The following is a 15,731-nucleotide window of genomic DNA, read 5'->3' as shown; positions in this document are numbered from 1 at the left end:
CTTACGGCCATTTCACTTCCGGCGGCAGGCTCATCAGGATGGCCTCGATATTGCCGCCGGTCTTCAGACCGAACAGGGTGCCGCGGTCATGCAGCAGGTTGAATTCGACATAGCGGCCGCGGCGCACCAGCTGATGGTCGCGCTGGGCTTCGGTCCAGACCTGGTTCATGCGCCGGGTCACGATACGGGGATAGACCTCCAGGAAGGCCTGGCCCACGGCGCGGGTGAAGGCGAAATCAGCCGCCCAGTCGCCGCTGTCCAGCTGATCATAGAAAATGCCGCCCACGCCGCGCGGTTCATTGCGGTGGGGCAGGAAGAAGTAACGGTCGCACCATTCCTTGAACCGCGCGTAATAGTCCGCGCCATGCGCGTCGCAGGCGGCTTTCAGGGCGGCATGGAATTCGGCCTTGTCCTCTTCCGTCTGCACCCCTTCCAGGAACATCGGCGTCAGGTCGGCCCCGCCGCCGAACCAGTTCTGGCTGGTCACCAGCATGCGGGTATTCATATGCACGGCCGGCACCAGGGGGCTGCGCATATGGGCCACCAGGCTGATGCCGCTGGCCCAGAATTGCCCGTCGCCGGCCGCCCCCGTGATCGACCCCCGGAATTCCGGGGAGAAGGTGCCATGCACGGTGGAGACATTCACCCCCACCTTCTCGAACACGCGGCCCTTCATGATGCCCATGACGCCGCCGCCACCTTCGCCACCATCATGGTTGGGCCGCTCCCACGCCTTGCGCTCGAACCGGCCGGGGGGCAGGTCGCCATGCGGGCCGCCGGCCAGATCATCCTCCAGCTTTTCGAACGCAGCGCAGATCCGGTCGCGCAGGGTTTCGAACCAGGCCTTGGCCTGGGCCTGACGGTCGGCCAGGATCTCGGGGGATGGCAGGGGCGTGGGCATGGGCGTTTCTCGACGGCACAAAGCGGGTAGCAGGGTTTACCCTGTCGGGCCCGGCCTTGCCATGGGGGAATCGGCAGAACTGTCCACTTGCCGGAGCACCTCACCCAGGACCATGGCGGCCGCCACCGCCACGTTCAGGGATCGCGTGCCCGGCCGCATGGGGATCAGCACCCGCAGATCGGCCGCGTCAAACACATCGTCCGGCACGCCGGCACTTTCCCGGCCCAGCAGCAGGATATCGTCAGGACGATAGGCCACCTTTGTATAGGGAACGGCCGCCCGCGTGGTCAGCAGCACCAGCCGGCCGCGCCGCTGGGCCTGAAACGCCGACCAGCTGATATGGCGTTCCAGATCGACATGATCGGCATAATCCATGACGGAACGCTTCATGCGCCTGTCGTCCAGGATGAAGCCGCAGGGCTCGATGATATCGACCCCGACACCGGTGCAGGCACCCAGCCGCAACAGGGTGCCGGCATTCTGCGGAATGTCGGGCTGGTAAAGGGCAAGACGGGGCAAGGGCGATTCGGGGGCGGACCCGTCCTTCAGATCAGGTCAGCACGTCCAGATACATGCCACGGCGATAGCGGGCGGGCAGGCGCAGCATCCCGTCCACGATCAAGGCCGCCAGTTCCTTGGCATTGGGCCAGCGATTGCCGGGCCGGCCCATGGCGATGGGACGGCCACCGGGACCGGTCACGGCCACGGTGGAGGTGCGGCGCTGGCCGCCTTCGACAACAGTACCGCCCAGGCCGGTCGTGCCGGCCGAGGATGAATTGACGCGCGTCTCTGCCATGTGCCCTCCCTGTCCTGGATCTGTTGGCGGGATCGTCGGCGAAGTCTATAAGCAAACCCGTTCGGGGGAAAGGGGCTGTCCTGCATCCGCATGGCGGAATTGCTGGTATCGGCACCTGTCCATGGGCTTGACTCTCGTGTCCCCCTCGTCTATCAACGCGGCTTCGTTGGTTGGGGGCAGCCCTGGCCGACAAGGTGTTTTTCGTCTTAGGTGCGCCCCGGTCCTGGTTCCGTGGCCGCCAGCAGCAAGAGAATAGGTGTTCCATGTCCCGCAAGTGCGCCGTGACCGGTAAGGGTGTGCAGACCGGTAACAACGTCTCCCACGCCAACAACAAGTCCCGCCGGCGCTTCCTGCCTAACCTGCAGGAAACCTCGCTGATGTCCGACGCCCTGGGCCGCATGGTCCGTCTGCGTCTGTCGACCAACGGCATCCGCACGATCGAGCACAAGGGTGGCCTGGACGCCGCCCTGCTGGACATCGCTGACGCCAAGCTGGACGTCGATGCCCGCAAGGTGAAGAAGCAGATCCAGAAGGTTCTGGCCGCCAAGACCGCCGCCTGATCGGCGTCTTCCGGTTCCAGTATCGCTGCTGACGGTATCGTCGGCCCCGCGAGACATCCCATCGGGGATCGTTTCGCGGGGCCGCTGCCGTTTTCGGACGGCGCCATTGCCGCCCGTGCCGATGCCGAGGCCCATTCCATGTCGTTGTCCCCTGCCGATCTGATCGCCTTCCTGAACGGCCTGCCGCCGGAAGGGCTGCTGCTGTTCCAGGCGCTGTTCTGCTTCGGCACGATCCTGGCTATGACGCGGCTGTTCGGGGCGGCCGGGCTTTATCTCTACATCGCCACCGCCGTCATCGCGGCGAATGTGGAGGTGCTGAAGGCCGTGCAGTTCGGCTTTTACGACCATCCCGTCGCCATGGGCACGGTGCTGTTCGGGTCAACCTATCTGGCGACCGACATCCTGACCGAACATTATGGGCGGGATGCGGCGCGCAAGGCCGTGTTCTTGGGCTTTGCCGCCTATCTGCTGTTCACGATCTTCATGATCATCACGCTGGGTTTCCGGCCGATGAGTGCGGAGCAGGCGGGCAGTGACATGGAATGGGCCCTGCCCATGCAGGACCATATCTCCGCCCTGTTCACGCCGGCCCCCGCTTTGTTCGCGGCCGGCATGACGGCATACCTGACCAGCCAGTTGTTCGATGTCTGGGTCTATCAGCGCATCCGCGGCGCCACGGGCGATCGGCATCTGTGGCTGCGCAACAATGGCAGCACCATGCTGTCGGCCCTGGTCGACAACGTGATCTTCTCCGTCCTGGCCTGGGTCGTCTTCGCGCCTGATCCCGTGGGCTGGGACGCGCTGCTGCACACCTATATAATGGGCACCTATGGCATGCGCGTCGTGCTGTCCCTGCTGGACACGCCCTTCATGTACCTGTCGCGGCGCATGGTGCGGCGGGTCGGCGGGCTGCCGGTGTGATTGAGCGGAACGGCGCCCGCTGCTAGACTTCCCCGCATGGACAACGCCTTCCCCCCTCCGCCGGAGCCGGTGACCGCCGAACAGCTTCGGGCCGCCCGTTCCCTGCTGCGTCTGGCACAGCGGGACCTGGCCGCGCGCGCCGGCGTACCGCTGCCGGCCCTGCGCCGGTTGGAAGGCATAGGCGGCACGGCCAAGGTACCGGCGGAGATCGTGCGCCGAACCCGTACGGCGCTGGAGCAGGCGGGTGCCGTGTTCGTGCCGGGCGGTGTACGCCATTCCGCACCGCCGCCAAAGACCGACTTCAGCGTCGCCGAGCGTGCAGCACGCGTGAAGGCCCGGCTGGAACGGATCAGCCGCCTTCCTGTATTGGACGAGCGCTCCCCCTGGCAAATGCTGGACGACATGTATGACGCGGATGGCCTACCAAAATGATGGCCGTTGATACGTCGGCCCTTGTCGCCATCATCCTGCGCGAACCGGACGCCAAAAGTTACTCGGATTGTTTGGTCGCAGCGCCCGGCAGTATCATGTCGGCGGTTTCAATGATGGAGCTATCCTTCGTCGCCCTATCCCGGCTGGGACAAACCGGATTACGCGAGGTGGATGGCTTGATCGAGGATTATGCCATCCGCATCATCCCCTTCGATGGCGATCAGGCCGCCCGCGCCGTTGATGCCTTCCGCCGCTTCGGCAAGGGCCGGCACAAGGCCAGCCTCAACATGGGCGACTGCGCCAGCTACGCGCTGGCGGCCAGCCATTCGCTGCCGCTTCTGTACAAAGGCGCGGATTTCGCCAATACCGATATGCAAACGGCCCTGCCCGCCTGATGGCCGGTGCGGCACTGCCCCAATCCTGAAAGTACGTCCGTCGAAATGTCTTCCACCTATCCCGGCTTTTCCTTCGACATCACGCATCGCGACCCGGCCGGCAGCAAGGCCCGTATCGGCACCTTGTCCACGCCGCATGGCGCCATCCAGACGCCGAATTTCATCTTCTGCGGCACCAAGGCGGCCATCAAAGGCATGACCACGGAGCAGATGCGGGAGGAGAAGACCGACATCATCCTGGCCAATACCTATCACCTGATGATCCAGCCGGGTGCCGATCTGGTGGCGAAGCTGGGCGGCCTGCACAAGATGATGAACTGGCACGGGCCGATGCTGACCGACAGCGGCGGTTACCAGATCTTCGCCATGGGCCATGGGTCGGTGGCGGACGAGGTGAAGGGAAGGCGCACGACGACGCGGGAAAAGACCCTGCTGAAGATCACGGAGGAAGGGGCCACCTTCCGGTCCTATACCAGCGGGGAGAAACTGTTCCTGACCCCGGAAAAGTCCATCGATATCCAGCGCAAGCTGGGCCCGGACTTCGTCGTGCAACTGGATGAATGCACGCCTTTCCATGTCGACCGCAAATACACGGCCCGTTCCATGAAGATGTCGCACCGCTGGGGCGACCGGTCCCTGGCGGCCTTCCGCTCTTTCGGCGGTATCTCCGCCAACGGCCTGCCCCAGGCCATGTACGGCATCGTGCAGGGCGGGGTGTATGAGGATCTGCGCAAGGAGAGTGCGGAATACACGGCCAGCCGCGATTTCTTCGCCACGGCCGTGGGCGGCTGCCTGGGGGCCACGCGCGAACAGATGCATGATGTGGTGGCCATGGCCATGGCCCATGTCCATCCCGACCGGCCCGTGCATCTGCTGGGCATCGGCGGCATCGTCGATATTTTCCAGGGGGTGGCGTTGGGCATCGACACGTTCGACTGTGTCAGCCCCACGCGAATCGCCCGCCATGGCTGGGCCCTGGCGCCCGGCGTGAAAGGGGAGCGGTTGAACATGCGCAATGCCCGCTTCAAGGATGATGACGGCCCCATCGACGCTGAATGCGGCTGCTTTGCTTGCCGCACGGCCAGTCGTGGCTATATCCACCATCTGTTGAAGGCGGAGGAGATGCTGGGCATGCAGCTGCTGACCATGCACAATGTCCACACCATGAACCGCCTGATGCGCGACATCCGCGCCGCCATCGTCACCGGCACCCTGGCCGAGGCGCGGCGCAAATGGGTGTGGCAGCCCGGCGACCAGGAAGGGACCGCGGCATGAGCGAGGCCGGCGACAATGCCGCGTCCACCACGAATGCCGGCCTGTCGGCCGTGGTGGACGAGCATCTGCGCTGGCTGACGCAATGGCACCGCGCCGCCCTGTTCGCGCGGGAGAGCGGACGGTCGGGGCCCGAGGCGGCGCCGGAGCCGCCCGGATTCGCCACCTGGGTCCGGCGGGTGAAGTCCGGCAGCATGGCGCACCAGCCAGCCTTTGACCGGCTGGTGCAGCTGCACGACCAATTGCACCGCATGGGCCGGCTGTTGCTGATGCGCGCGGCGGAGGGGGACCCGCCGAATTACCGGTCCTATGATGCCGTGCTGGAGCGATTCGACGAATTCATCCAGCAATGCCGCCGCATCGAGAAGGCGCTGTCGGTGGCCGGCAGCGGCATTGATCCGCTGACGGGCCTGCGCAATCGCACGGGCCTGAGCGAGGAGGTCGCGCGCGAACTGGCGCGCTTCGCCCGGACGGGCCAGCCCTTCTGTGTCGCCCTGTGCGATCTGGACAAGTTCAAGTCGGTCAATGACACCTATGGGCACGAAGCGGGCGACCGCGTGCTGGTGGCCGCGGCCGGTTGCCTGAACAGCGGTATCCGCGCCATGGACGAGGCCTTCCGCATGGGGGGCGAGGAAATCCTGATCCTGTTGAAGGACACGGCCCTGCCCGAAGCGCTGGCCGTGCTGGAGCGGCTGCGCGCCGATCTGGCCGCCACGCCGGTACAGCTGGCCGATGGACAGGTGCTGCATGTCACGGCCAGCTTCGGCGCGGCGGAAGCGGTGACGGGGTTGAGCGTGGACCAGCTTGTCGACCGCGCGGATCAGGCGCTCTATACCGCCAAACATGGCGGGCGCAACCGGGTGGAGGCGTGGGCCCCACCGGCTGCGTGAAGAACAGGCGTTACTGTGCCTGGATGATGATCACCGGGAACAGGTTGGCCCGGATGCTCTTGTCCAGTTCGACATCCAGATCGGCCGCCAGATCGCGGACCAGCTGCGTCATGGTCTTTTCGCGTTCGGCCAGGGTCACATCCTCCGCCACCGTGGTGGCACGGGCGACGGCGGCCGAGACGCTGCCGGAGAATCCGCGTGACGTGCCGTCAATGACGATATCGACCTGGATCTTGCCTTCATATTTCTGCGACTGGTCCTTGGTGAACCAGCCCTTGATGCCCGTCGTCCGGTCCAGTTCCTGTTCCTTGACCGACGCATCCTTGATGATGATTCGGGCGCGGCCCTGGCTGCCGCCGGCCTTCAGGCGCTTGGTCGCCCACAGGCGCACGGCATCCGACGGGGTCAGGGCGATCAGATGATCGACATTCGGCGCCTTCATCGGCGGCACATAATCGGCCTGCACCTCAATGCTGGCGACATCCAGCACGATGGGTTCACCCACACTGATATCGGTGCCGGCCGGTTGCGCCTGCGCTGGCGTAACGATAGCCAGCGGGGCCGCCAGGGCGAGGGCAAGCGGAGCGGCCAGGGCAAGGGTCAGCAGCGAACGGCGCAACATGGGCGTGATCCTGATCTGTCATCGACGCGAATGGCTTCAGGATGCCGTCGCGCCATGGCGGTTTCATGGCGGGCATCCTGCCTCTGCGCCGGCTGCGGGGCAAGGCTGGAAAGGAACGGAATCAGGCCAGCGTATCGATGGCACTGCGTTCCAGTTCATCCTGGGTGCGGATGGTGGCCAGATTGGCTTGGAAAGCCCGCAGGGAGGCAACCTGATCCACGCTTTCCCGGGTGATGTCGACATTGGGGGCCGCGATCAGGCCCTGGTCGTTGGCGTCCGTGCTGTCCGGCTGATATTCGGGCAGATAGGCGGGCGTCGTCGGCTTCGACACCACGCGCGTTCCCTGTCCCTGCCCATTGGCGCCGGTCACACTGCTCTGGCCCGTGCTGACCGGCTGATAGGCCTGCTTCTGCCCTGGCTGCACGCTGCCATCGGCCGCCGGGATGGCCCCGGTGCTGCGTATATTGGCAACATTGTTCGCTGAACCGGCCAGCCGCTGGGTCTGGGCCAGGGCGCCGGACAGCGCAATGGAGGTGCTGCTGATCGACATGAAAGGCCGGCTCCTTCTCCGGGCACGCTGTCCATCTTCCATCAGCCGACAGCCCCGCGCAAGCGGCGGAAAGGATAGACTGCCCCTGATACCCGTGTCCCGGTGATCGCAACCGATCACCGGGCTTCAATCGCCAGCGCCGCCATCCGGCGGCTCGACTACGCCGCATGCGCGGTGCTGTGGCAGTCGCCGCCGTACCAATTCCCGATGAGTCCGGCTCACCGGAAATTGGTATAAAAGGCAACGGCCGGCCCCCATGATGGGAGCCGGCCGCAACCCGGACCGTGATGATTGATCGAACGGGCAGATGCCCGCCCTTATCAGAAAGCGTAGGTCAGCGAGGCAACGAAGCGATCGTCGGCCAGGGTGTCGCCCTTCACGCTCGTATCCACATACTTCACATCCAGCGTGAACGGCTCCAGCTTCACAGCCACGCCAGCCGTGTAATCCTTGTAGTTGGAACCGTTCTCCAGATCCTGATAGCCGATATTGCCATAGATGGAGACCGTTTCCGTCACAGCGACCGAAGCGCCGCCGTTGAAGTACCAGGCATCGCCGCCGGCGGCGCCGTAGAACTCCGGCGAATAGTAGATCTTGCCCGTCAGGGTGACCTTGTCGATGGCATAGGCCAGATCCAGGCCGCCTTCGAAATAGTTGAAGTCGGCGGCACCGTCCGAACCCGGATAGGTGTAGTAATAGCCACCGACGGTGTAGGTCAGGTTTTCGACCGAGTTGGTGAAGCCAACGGCCAGATCGACCTCGACATCAGCGTCGGAACCCAGATCGACATTCGAGCCCCAGACGGAGGCGAAGAAGCCGCTTTCGTGGCTGGCGGTCAGGCCGGCCTGGAACGCCGGGTCTTCCTGGGTCTGGCTGTAGCCGCGGAAGACATAGTCGCTGGTGATGGCGGCCGTACCGGAGAAGGTGAAGGGCGCGTCAGCGGCCTGCGCAACGGCGGTGGCGCCCAGCATGGTGGCGACAATCGCGGTGGAGGCGAGCAACCGGGAGAAACGCATGAACCACTCCTTATGAGGCATTTATGGTTAAGGTCCGCACCACGTTCAGCAATATTGATGCCAGAAACGCGACAGGCCCTTCCAAGGACCGATTATGGGGATTTTCAACCGCAACGCCTAGAAGCCGCGCATGCTGCTTTGCAACAATCCCCCCGACTGTTGCAAAATAAATACGCAGTGACCTGAAAACTGCTTAATTTTCCATCATCTGGCCACAGAAAAGCCACAAGCCGCCCTTTTCAGGGCGGCTTGCATCTCGATCCGATGGATGACGGTTCGATAGAAGCTTAGATGTAATAGGCCTTCAGCGGGGCGAACCCGTTGAAATTGACCGCCGAATAGGTGGTCGTGTAGGCGCCCGTGGCCATGATCGTCACCTTGTCGCCGATCTTCAGCGAGGTCGGCAGATGATATTCCGCCTTTTCATACAGCACGTCGGCGCTGTCGCAGGTCGGGCCGGCCAGGATCACCGGTTCGGCCGGGCCTTCCCGCTCGGTCTGGATCGGATACTGGATGGCCTCGTCCATGGTCTCGGCCAGACCGCCGAACTTGCCGATATCCAGATAGACCCAGCGCTTGTCATCATTGGCCGACTTGCGGGAGATCAGCACGACTTCCGACTGGATGATGCCGGCATTGCCGACCATGCCGCGACCCGGCTCGATGATGGTCTCCGGCAGGCGATTGCCGAAATGACGGCGCAGGCTGTCATTGATGGCCTCGCCATAGGCCTGGCTGGTGGGCACGTCCTTCAGGTAGCGGGTGGGGAAGCCGCCGCCCATATTGACCATGCTCAGCATCACGCCCTTTTCCTCGCAATGGCGGAAAATCTCCGCTGCGGTGGACAGGGCGATGTCCCACTGGCGCAGGTCGCGCTGCTGGCTGCCGACATGGAACGAAACGCCATAGGGCACGACATTCATGGATGCCGCCTGGACCAGCAGGTCGCGGGCCATGGAAGGCTCGCAGCCGAACTTTCGCGACAGCGGCCAGTCGGCACCCTCGCCCGAGGTCAGGATGCGGCAGAAGACGCGCGCACCGGGGGCGCACTCGGCGATCTTCTCCAGTTCCTCGATGCTGTCGAAGGCGAACAGGTCCACGCCCAGCTTGTGCGCCGTGCGGATGTCGGCGGCCTTCTTGATGGTGTTGCCGAAGGAGATGCGGTCGGGAGAGGCTCCGGCTTCCAGGCAATATTCGATCTCCGGCACCGAGGCCGTGTCGAAGCAGGAGCCGTTGGACGCCAGCAGGCGCAGAATCTCCGGCGCCGGGTTGGCCTTCACGGCATAGAAGATGCGGCTGTCGGGCATGGCGGTCGCCAGCTTGCCGTAATTATCGGCAACGACGTCCAGATCTACGACCAGACACGGGGTAGCGGGGGTCTGTTCAGCGAAGAATCGGGTGATCTTCTCGGTCATCGATGACTCCGAGGCGGCATGAAAGCGGGTGATGCAACAGGGTGAATGGCTCTCTGCCGGACCCATAGGGTCCGGTTCCGCCCAAGCGTGCCGCCTAACGCGGCCGGCCCAGGCGGGTCAGATACTGGTCATGACGCCAGGAGCAACCGCCACCCCATGGCAGGGGGCGCGGCCAATCGAATGAAAAGACACGAAGGGCGCGGCCGGCCCTCCGACAACAACAACATCCATCGTAGCCTCCAATTCGCCGCCTTGTTTAAGGGACGGACGAGGATACGCTTTACGTCGTTGCATAACCCCACCGGGTTGACGGCTCCGCCCAGTCTTGAAAATGACCATCGGGCGGGTGTGGGGGCCATAGGCACGTGCGCTGCGATTGGCGCTATATAGGGCCGAAGCCCCGAGGGAGAAAGCGGTTTTTTGTTTCCGGATCGTGAAATTCCGCATAGGCGGCGCGCATGCGGCACAAATCAAAATTTTGCCACTTTCCCGCACGACTTTGGCCATGCGGACTTTCCATCTTCGTCCCTGGGAACATCGAGACGTATGAGACACCCCGTCTCGGCAGATCTCCCAGGCCCCACCGGAGAGGTTTGCCCGTTCCGATCGGTCCTGCCCCGGACCGATGAATTACGGCCACCGCAACAGCCCCCGCGGTGGCCGTTTCTTTGTCGGCGCGACATAGGGCGCCTTTCACTGCATTTTATCACCCCTTTTGCCGTCGGTTCTGGCATCGTGCCCGCCCATGCGTCCGCCAGCCATCGGAGCCGACCAACGTGACCAACGGCCTGTCCCCGCATGCCCCGCAGGGCCTTGTCGCCCGCCGCCTGACCTGTCTGCGCGGCGAAAGGGTGGTATTCGCCGATCTGGAATTCATGCTGCCGCCGGGCGGCGCCCTTGTCCTGGTCGGACCGAACGGGTCGGGGAAGTCCAGCCTGCTGCGCCTGCTGGCCGGCCTGTCACGGCCCTTTTCGGGTCAACTGCTCTGGGACGGGGCCGACATCGCCGATGACCCCGACGCGCACCGCTCCCGGCTGCGCTATGCCGGACATCTGGACGCGGTCAAGCCGACCCTGACGGCCTTGGAAAATCTGGCGGTCTGGGCGGGCATGGACGGGCTGCCGGATAGCGATGGCCGGTCGGAACGGGCGCTGGGCGCCGTCGCCATGTCGCATGTGGCCGACATGCCGGGCCGCTACCTTTCCGCCGGCCAGAAGAAGCGCATCAACCTGGCCCGCCTGGCCCTGGTCCCGGCCAGCGTGGCCCCGCTCTGGCTGCTGGATGAACCGGCGACGGCGCTGGACCGTGATTCGCTGTCGCGGCTGGAGGGCTTGATCGCGGCGCACCGGGCCACGGGCGGGATGGTCGTGCTGTCCACCCACAGCGATATGGACCTGCCGGGTGCCGTCACCCTGAACCTGGGCGCGTTCGGTGCCACCGACGACGACGAGACGGAGGAAGAAGCCGCCATGGCGGCGGGGGCCGGGGAATGAGCGGTTTCCTGCGGCTGCTGCGCCGCGACCTGCGCCTGGCATTGCGCCAGGGGTCGGACGCCGCCATGGTCGTGCTGTTCTTCGTGCTCTGCGTCATCATGTTCCCGTTCGGCATCGGGCCGGAACCGGGCGTGCTGGCCCGGATCGCCCCCGGCGTCATCCTGGTCGCGGCCCTGCTGGCCTCGCTGCTGTCGCTGGACCGGCTGTTCCAGTCGGATCTGGAAGACGGGTCACTGGAACTGCTGTCCCTGTCCGCATTGCCACTGGAAGCCGTGGCGGCAGCCAAGATTCTGGCCCATTGGGTGGTGACGGGCCTGCCGCTGATCCTGGCCGCCCCGCTGCTGGCCCTGTTCCTGAACCTGCCGGCCGACGGCTTCCCCATCCTGCTGGGCACATTGCTGCTGGTTACCCCGCTGTTGAGCCTGATCGGCGGCATCGGTGCCGCCCTGACCCTGGGCGCGCGGCGCGGTGGCGTCCTGCTGCCCTTGCTGGTGCTGCCGCTCTATATCCCCGCCCTGATCTTCGCCGCCGCGGCCATTGATGCCACGCTGACGGGTCAGGCAGCCCGGCCGCATCTGCTGCTGCTGTCGGGCCTGCTGGCCGCGGCCCTGCCCCTGTCGCCCTGGGCCGCCTCGGCCGCGCTGCGTGCCGCCCTGGATTGAAGCCGCCTGCTGCATCTGGGCGGTTGAATATCCTTTTGGCATACATCGTTGGCGATTCCTTCCTTGCCCTTCCGGGTGGTGTTTGCCTAAAATCCAATCTGCCGGCGACAGTGTCGGCACCGCGGACGAAGGCGCCGCCAAAAGGCCGGCCATGACGGGTTTCCCGTCGGCAAACCGGGCCCATCGGCACTGACGGGAGGCTACTTGCTGAAATTTCTCCGCCGCAGCCATCAGGTCATCATTGTCGATGATGACAATGTCCGGTCCATGACGCTGGCGACGAGCCAGCGGCCGCTGCTGCTTGGCGCGGCACTGGCCGGCATGGCGCTGGCCAGCCTGGGCTGGATCATCACGGCGGCGGCCCTGTCCAACAGCCGTAGCAGCATCTTCCAGGTCGACCAGGGGGCCCAGGCCCTGGCACAGCAGCTGACCGAAAGCCGGGAGCAACTGTCCCGTGTCGCCGCCGACCTGGACAATGCCCGCGGCGCGCTCGATTCGGCCCTGGCGGAAGAGACGGAATCGCGCGCCCGGATCAAGGCCGCCCTGGACGCCCTGGTCCAGGCGGAAAAGGACCCCAGCCGCACCCCGCGTCAGGTATTGGCCGCGGTGCGCAACGAACTGGCCCCCCTGCGCATCGGCGCAGATGAGGCCGGAAGCCATCTGCGCGCCGCCCAGGAATCGCTGCAGATGGTCACCGATGTCAGCCAGGACGTGGCCACCCGCCGTGCCCAGGCCGCGATCTCGGCCCTGACGCTGGCCATCGACGGGGCGACCACCAGCCCGGACCAGCCCCCGGCCCTGGCCCTGGCGGGCGAGGGTCTGGCCCACGCCCTGTCGGAGGCGCAGGCCCAGTCGCTGCGCTGGCAGGGGGAGGCGGAAACCGCGCGGGCAGAACGCGACCAGATGGCCGCCGAGCTGGCCGGCAACGAACAGAAGATGAGCAACGTCGCCACGGCGCAGGTCGCCCTGCTGACCCGCCTGTCGGAGCATGCCGACCTGCGGATCGGCGCCATCGAAGGTGAATTGCGCGATACCGGCATCAATCTGGAAAAGGTGCTGGGGGCGGTGGATACCCTGCCGCGCGGTGTCGGCGGTCCCCTGATCGGGCTGCCGGAATTGCCTGTAGCCGGCCTGCCACCGGAAGCGCGCGTGGCGCTGACCCAACTGGAGTCGCGGCTGGAGCGTCAGGCCAAGCTGCGGGCGCTGAAGAACTATCTGCCGCTTTCGCCGCCGGTCGACAATTTCTATGTCTCCTCCGGATTCGGCAGCCGGCTGGACCCGTTCAACAATCAGTGGGCGGGGCATACCGGCCTGGATCTGGTGACGCGGGAAGGCTCGCCCGTCGCCCTGCCCGCCAGCGGCCGGGTGGTCGCCGTCACCTATGACGAGGGGTATGGCCACATGGTCGAGATCGACCATGGCTTTGGCGTCCATACCCGCTACGCACACCTGAAGAAGGTGCTGGTGAAGAAGGGCGACATGCTGGAGCCCGGCCGCAATGTCGGCCTGGTGGGTGACAGCGGCCGCGCGTCGGGCGTGCATCTGCACTACGAAGTGATGCTGGAAGGACGGCCCGTGGACCCGCTGCGCTTCATGGAACGCGGCCGCCGGGTGTGCGAGGGCTGAAACCCCGTTTATCGTTGGGATAAAAGGAAAAGCGGCGGGCCATCGGACCCGCCGCTTTGCATTTTGATCTCCCGTCAGCCCGGGTCCTGCCGGTTCAGCGCGGCGGGCCTTCCGGCGGGGCATCGCCGCCGGGCCCCGGCGGCGGTCCGTCGGACGGGATGTTCATGGGGCCGCGATCGGGGTCCATGGGGATACCGCCGGGACCACCCGGCCCCATCCCGTGCCGTTCCCCCATCAGGCGCGGCGGCGGCATCTCCGCCAGACGCTTGCGCCCCTCCGGCGACAGCTTGCCCAGCGCTTCGATCACCGATTCCATCTGGCTGCGTTCGAAGGCGTCGCGATCAGCCGCCGCCTTCTCCATCTCCGCCCGCAGGGCGGCAGGGTCGAACGGATCGGCCTTCACCAGATCGCGCAGGCGATCAATCCGATCCCGTAATGATTTGCCCATCTCGCGCAGCTTATCCACATCGCTGCCGAAATGTTCCTTCAGGATGGCCGCATCTGCGGGCGGAAGATCATCAATCATGCGACGCATGGCGAAGAAGGCCCCCCCGCCACCGCCGGGACCAAAGCCCTCCGGTCCGGCCATGGGCCGTTCATGGGGTGGTTTGGGCGACAACCAGCGCGGCACGATGGTTCCCGCCAGGAACAGGTTCAGGCCGACCGACGCCAGAAGCGCGGTCTTGATCACACGGTCGCGGTTCATTGGAACAGGCTCTCGATCGGCGACGGGGTCAGCAGGGCGCTGGGCAGATCAGCCACGCCGGCCGTCGCGGTAACGTCGGCGCCTGCTTCCGAATAATGGGCGGCCGTGTTGGCCGGGGTGATGGTGCCGACAAGCACGCCGGCCGCGGTACAGGCCGCAAGCCCCGCCGCCCGCGGCCAGAACGCTGCCAGCGGCGCCAGCCACCCACCTGGTCGTAGCGAAAAAGGGGCGCGCCGGCGCACCAGGCCCGGGACCGGCAGATCGGCCAGCGCGCCGGCAACGACGCGGGCGACCCGCGCCTCGCTGACAGCGGGAGCGTCCGCCCTGTCCAGCATCGCGTCCAGAATGGCGGCACGTTGCTGTTCCGCCCTGGCTTCCAACGACATTTCCAGCAGTTTCCCGGCCGGCGCGCGCAGCGCGTCGGGCCAGCGGCGCGGTTCGGCGCCGTATTGCTCCAGCAGCGTCAGGAAGGCGGCCATCCCCATGGCCTCCATCCCCGCTGTCCGCTCATCAGACTGTTTCATTCCTCATCCTCCCCCACGCCCGTAATCCCCAGGGCGGTCAGCCGGCCGCGCAGGGCGCGGCGGGCACGGGCCAGCAGTGATTCCACGGCCGGTACTGACAGTTCCATGACCCGCCCGGCCTCGGCGGCACTCATTTCCTCGTAATAGCACAGGGCCACGGCTGCCCTTTGCCGTTCCGGCAGCTCGGCCAGAGCCGCCTTCATGGTTTCGGACAATTGCCGCCGGGCGATCAGCGTACCGGCGGCAGGCGCCGGATCGGCCACGTCCGGCGCATCGTCCAGCGCCTCGAACCCCTGGCGGCGGCGGCGGTCGATACAGAGATTGACCACCACCCGGTGCAGCCAGGTTGAAAACCGGGCCGATCCGCCTGCCTGCCATTGGCCGGCCTTGGTCCAGACCTTGACCCAGGCCTCCTGCACGACTTCATCGGCTTCCGCCGCACCACCCAGGATACGCTGGGCAACGGACAGGGCACGGGCGCTGTGCCGCATGGCCAGCACCGTGAAGGCTCCACGATCGCCATCGGCAATGCGCGCCAGCAGCGTGTCGTCGTCCAATACCTGTTCCGCAGCCGGCATCCGGGTCACGGTCACCTGCTTTTCATCCTGTCGATCCCGTCCGGCGGCACTGGATTGCCGGGCGTCACGCCCCGGCAGGTCCAGCGGTGACGGGAGCCGCTTCGTCGCCAGCATGCCCCTTCCACGCGAAAAGGCCTATGGGACTGTCGCCCGGTTTCCGCCCGAATTTGCAGGGCATGGAAAAAATATTTGCGACGGCGAACAGGATTCACTTGCCTGTTGCGTATAAGCCATATCGCCACCGAATGCCGCATCCCACCCCAATGGCTTCGGTGCAGGGTCCCGGCAACGGACGCCCCATCCGGCCCAGGTCCCGGCGATGCAAGGGTCGCCACCTCCGGCCCACCGGCCCCCGCCACCCCGCCCCTTCAG

Annotated in this window: 20 protein-coding genes; 9 read left to right on the top strand and 11 right to left on the bottom strand. The window is 65.7% G+C overall.

Translation table 11 applies throughout. The annotated features are described in order from the left end of the window. Window position 1: 1 nt before the first annotated feature. Genes hemF through ACODTW_RS08395 form a run of 3 tightly spaced genes read right to left on the bottom strand, consistent with a single transcriptional unit; the run spans window position 2 to window position 1,697 of the window. On the bottom strand, window positions 2-901 hold the full coding sequence (gene hemF / locus ACODTW_RS08405) for an oxygen-dependent coproporphyrinogen oxidase (protein ID WP_488945520.1): 900 nt from the start codon (window positions 899-901) through the stop codon (window positions 2-4). Window positions 902-937: 36 nt separating this feature from the next. Then, window positions 938-1,420 (bottom strand): tRNA (cytidine(34)-2'-O)-methyltransferase, encoded by a 483-nt coding sequence (locus ACODTW_RS08400; protein WP_488945519.1) that lies wholly within the window; start codon window positions 1,418-1,420, stop codon window positions 938-940. Between the two features lie 31 nt (window positions 1,421-1,451). Then, on the bottom strand, window positions 1,452-1,697 hold the full coding sequence (locus ACODTW_RS08395; RefSeq protein ID WP_488945518.1) for a hypothetical protein: 246 nt from the start codon (window positions 1,695-1,697) through the stop codon (window positions 1,452-1,454). A gap of 263 nt (window positions 1,698-1,960) precedes the next feature. On the opposite strand from ACODTW_RS08395, the gene rpmB reads away from it, so the two are divergent. From rpmB to ACODTW_RS08365, 6 genes are all read left to right on the top strand, one after another. Next, window positions 1,961-2,257, top strand: coding sequence for a 50S ribosomal protein L28 (gene rpmB, locus ACODTW_RS08390; protein ID WP_054166970.1), 297 nt, complete (start codon window positions 1,961-1,963; stop codon window positions 2,255-2,257). Between the two features lie 138 nt (window positions 2,258-2,395). Continuing rightward, a complete protein-coding gene (locus tag ACODTW_RS08385) occupies window positions 2,396-3,178 on the top strand; it encodes a queuosine precursor transporter (protein ID WP_488945517.1) in 783 nt (260 codons plus the stop codon). A 36-nt stretch (window positions 3,179-3,214) separates the two neighbouring features. Beyond that, window positions 3,215-3,610, top strand: a complete 396-nt coding sequence (locus tag ACODTW_RS08380) for a helix-turn-helix domain-containing protein (protein ID WP_488945516.1) — start codon at window positions 3,215-3,217, stop codon at window positions 3,608-3,610. Beyond that, window positions 3,607-4,005: a type II toxin-antitoxin system VapC family toxin gene (locus tag ACODTW_RS08375; protein ID WP_488945515.1), complete on the top strand. Its 399-nt coding sequence runs from the start codon at window positions 3,607-3,609 to the stop codon at window positions 4,003-4,005. Before ACODTW_RS08380 ends, ACODTW_RS08375 begins: the two co-directional genes overlap by 4 nt. 45 nt (window positions 4,006-4,050) lie before the next feature. Further along, complete coding sequence (tgt, locus tag ACODTW_RS08370) at window positions 4,051-5,280, top strand: tRNA guanosine(34) transglycosylase Tgt (RefSeq protein WP_488945514.1); 1,230 nt, start codon at window positions 4,051-4,053, stop codon at window positions 5,278-5,280. After that, complete coding sequence (locus tag ACODTW_RS08365) at window positions 5,277-6,167, top strand: diguanylate cyclase (protein WP_488945513.1); 891 nt, start codon at window positions 5,277-5,279, stop codon at window positions 6,165-6,167. The genes tgt and ACODTW_RS08365 overlap by 4 nt, the downstream gene beginning before the upstream one ends. 10 nt (window positions 6,168-6,177) lie before the next feature. On the opposite strand, the gene ACODTW_RS08360 is transcribed toward ACODTW_RS08365, so the two are convergent. The 5 genes from ACODTW_RS08360 to ACODTW_RS08340 form a co-directional block, all read right to left on the bottom strand. After that, window positions 6,178-6,789 (bottom strand): hypothetical protein, encoded by a 612-nt coding sequence (locus ACODTW_RS08360; RefSeq protein ID WP_488945512.1) that lies wholly within the window; start codon window positions 6,787-6,789, stop codon window positions 6,178-6,180. Window positions 6,790-6,910: 121 nt separating this feature from the next. After that, the gene (locus tag ACODTW_RS08355; protein WP_488945511.1) at window positions 6,911-7,339 is read right to left on the bottom strand and encodes a flagellar basal body rod protein FlgC; all 429 of its coding nucleotides are present in this window, start codon (window positions 7,337-7,339) and stop codon (window positions 6,911-6,913) included. A gap of 320 nt (window positions 7,340-7,659) precedes the next feature. Next, window positions 7,660-8,355: a TorF family putative porin gene (locus tag ACODTW_RS08350; protein ID WP_488945510.1), complete on the bottom strand. Its 696-nt coding sequence runs from the start codon at window positions 8,353-8,355 to the stop codon at window positions 7,660-7,662. Between the two features lie 287 nt (window positions 8,356-8,642). Further along, a complete protein-coding gene (locus ACODTW_RS08345) occupies window positions 8,643-9,770 on the bottom strand; it encodes a type III PLP-dependent enzyme (protein ID WP_488945509.1) in 1,128 nt (375 codons plus the stop codon). 117 nt (window positions 9,771-9,887) lie between these two features. Further along, entirely contained in the window at window positions 9,888-10,277 is a 390-nt protein-coding gene (locus tag ACODTW_RS08340) for a hypothetical protein (protein WP_488945508.1), read from the bottom strand. Window positions 10,278-10,546: 269 nt separating this feature from the next. On the opposite strand from ACODTW_RS08340, the gene ccmA reads away from it, so the two are divergent. From ccmA to ACODTW_RS08325, 3 genes are all read left to right on the top strand, one after another. After that, a complete protein-coding gene (gene ccmA, locus ACODTW_RS08335; RefSeq protein ID WP_488945507.1) occupies window positions 10,547-11,263 on the top strand; it encodes a heme ABC exporter ATP-binding protein CcmA in 717 nt (238 codons plus the stop codon). Then, on the top strand, window positions 11,260-11,925 hold the full coding sequence (gene ccmB / locus ACODTW_RS08330; protein ID WP_488945506.1) for a heme exporter protein CcmB: 666 nt from the start codon (window positions 11,260-11,262) through the stop codon (window positions 11,923-11,925). The genes ccmA and ccmB overlap by 4 nt, the downstream gene beginning before the upstream one ends. 204 nt (window positions 11,926-12,129) lie before the next feature. Continuing rightward, window positions 12,130-13,551 carry a peptidoglycan DD-metalloendopeptidase family protein gene (locus ACODTW_RS08325; protein ID WP_488945505.1) on the top strand — a complete coding sequence of 474 codons (1,422 nt, stop codon included), beginning with the start codon at window positions 12,130-12,132 and terminating at the stop codon, window positions 13,549-13,551. Between the two features lie 94 nt (window positions 13,552-13,645). On the opposite strand, the gene ACODTW_RS08320 is transcribed toward ACODTW_RS08325, so the two are convergent. From ACODTW_RS08320 to ACODTW_RS08310, 3 genes are read right to left on the bottom strand one after another with little or no spacing between them, the layout of a single operon-like run. Continuing rightward, window positions 13,646-14,257, bottom strand: coding sequence for a periplasmic heavy metal sensor (locus ACODTW_RS08320; RefSeq protein WP_488945504.1), 612 nt, complete (start codon window positions 14,255-14,257; stop codon window positions 13,646-13,648). After that, window positions 14,254-14,781: a hypothetical protein gene (locus ACODTW_RS08315; protein ID WP_488945503.1), complete on the bottom strand. Its 528-nt coding sequence runs from the start codon at window positions 14,779-14,781 to the stop codon at window positions 14,254-14,256. The genes ACODTW_RS08320 and ACODTW_RS08315 overlap by 4 nt, the downstream gene beginning before the upstream one ends. Then, window positions 14,778-15,473, bottom strand: a complete 696-nt coding sequence (locus tag ACODTW_RS08310) for an RNA polymerase sigma factor (RefSeq protein ID WP_488945502.1) — start codon at window positions 15,471-15,473, stop codon at window positions 14,778-14,780. The genes ACODTW_RS08315 and ACODTW_RS08310 overlap by 4 nt, the downstream gene beginning before the upstream one ends. Window positions 15,474-15,731: the final 258 nt, after the last annotated feature.

The organism is Niveispirillum sp. FG148 (genome assembly GCF_057809655.1).
The sequence above is the reverse complement of the archived record's forward strand: the minus strand, read 5'-3'. Positions and strand labels throughout refer to the sequence as shown.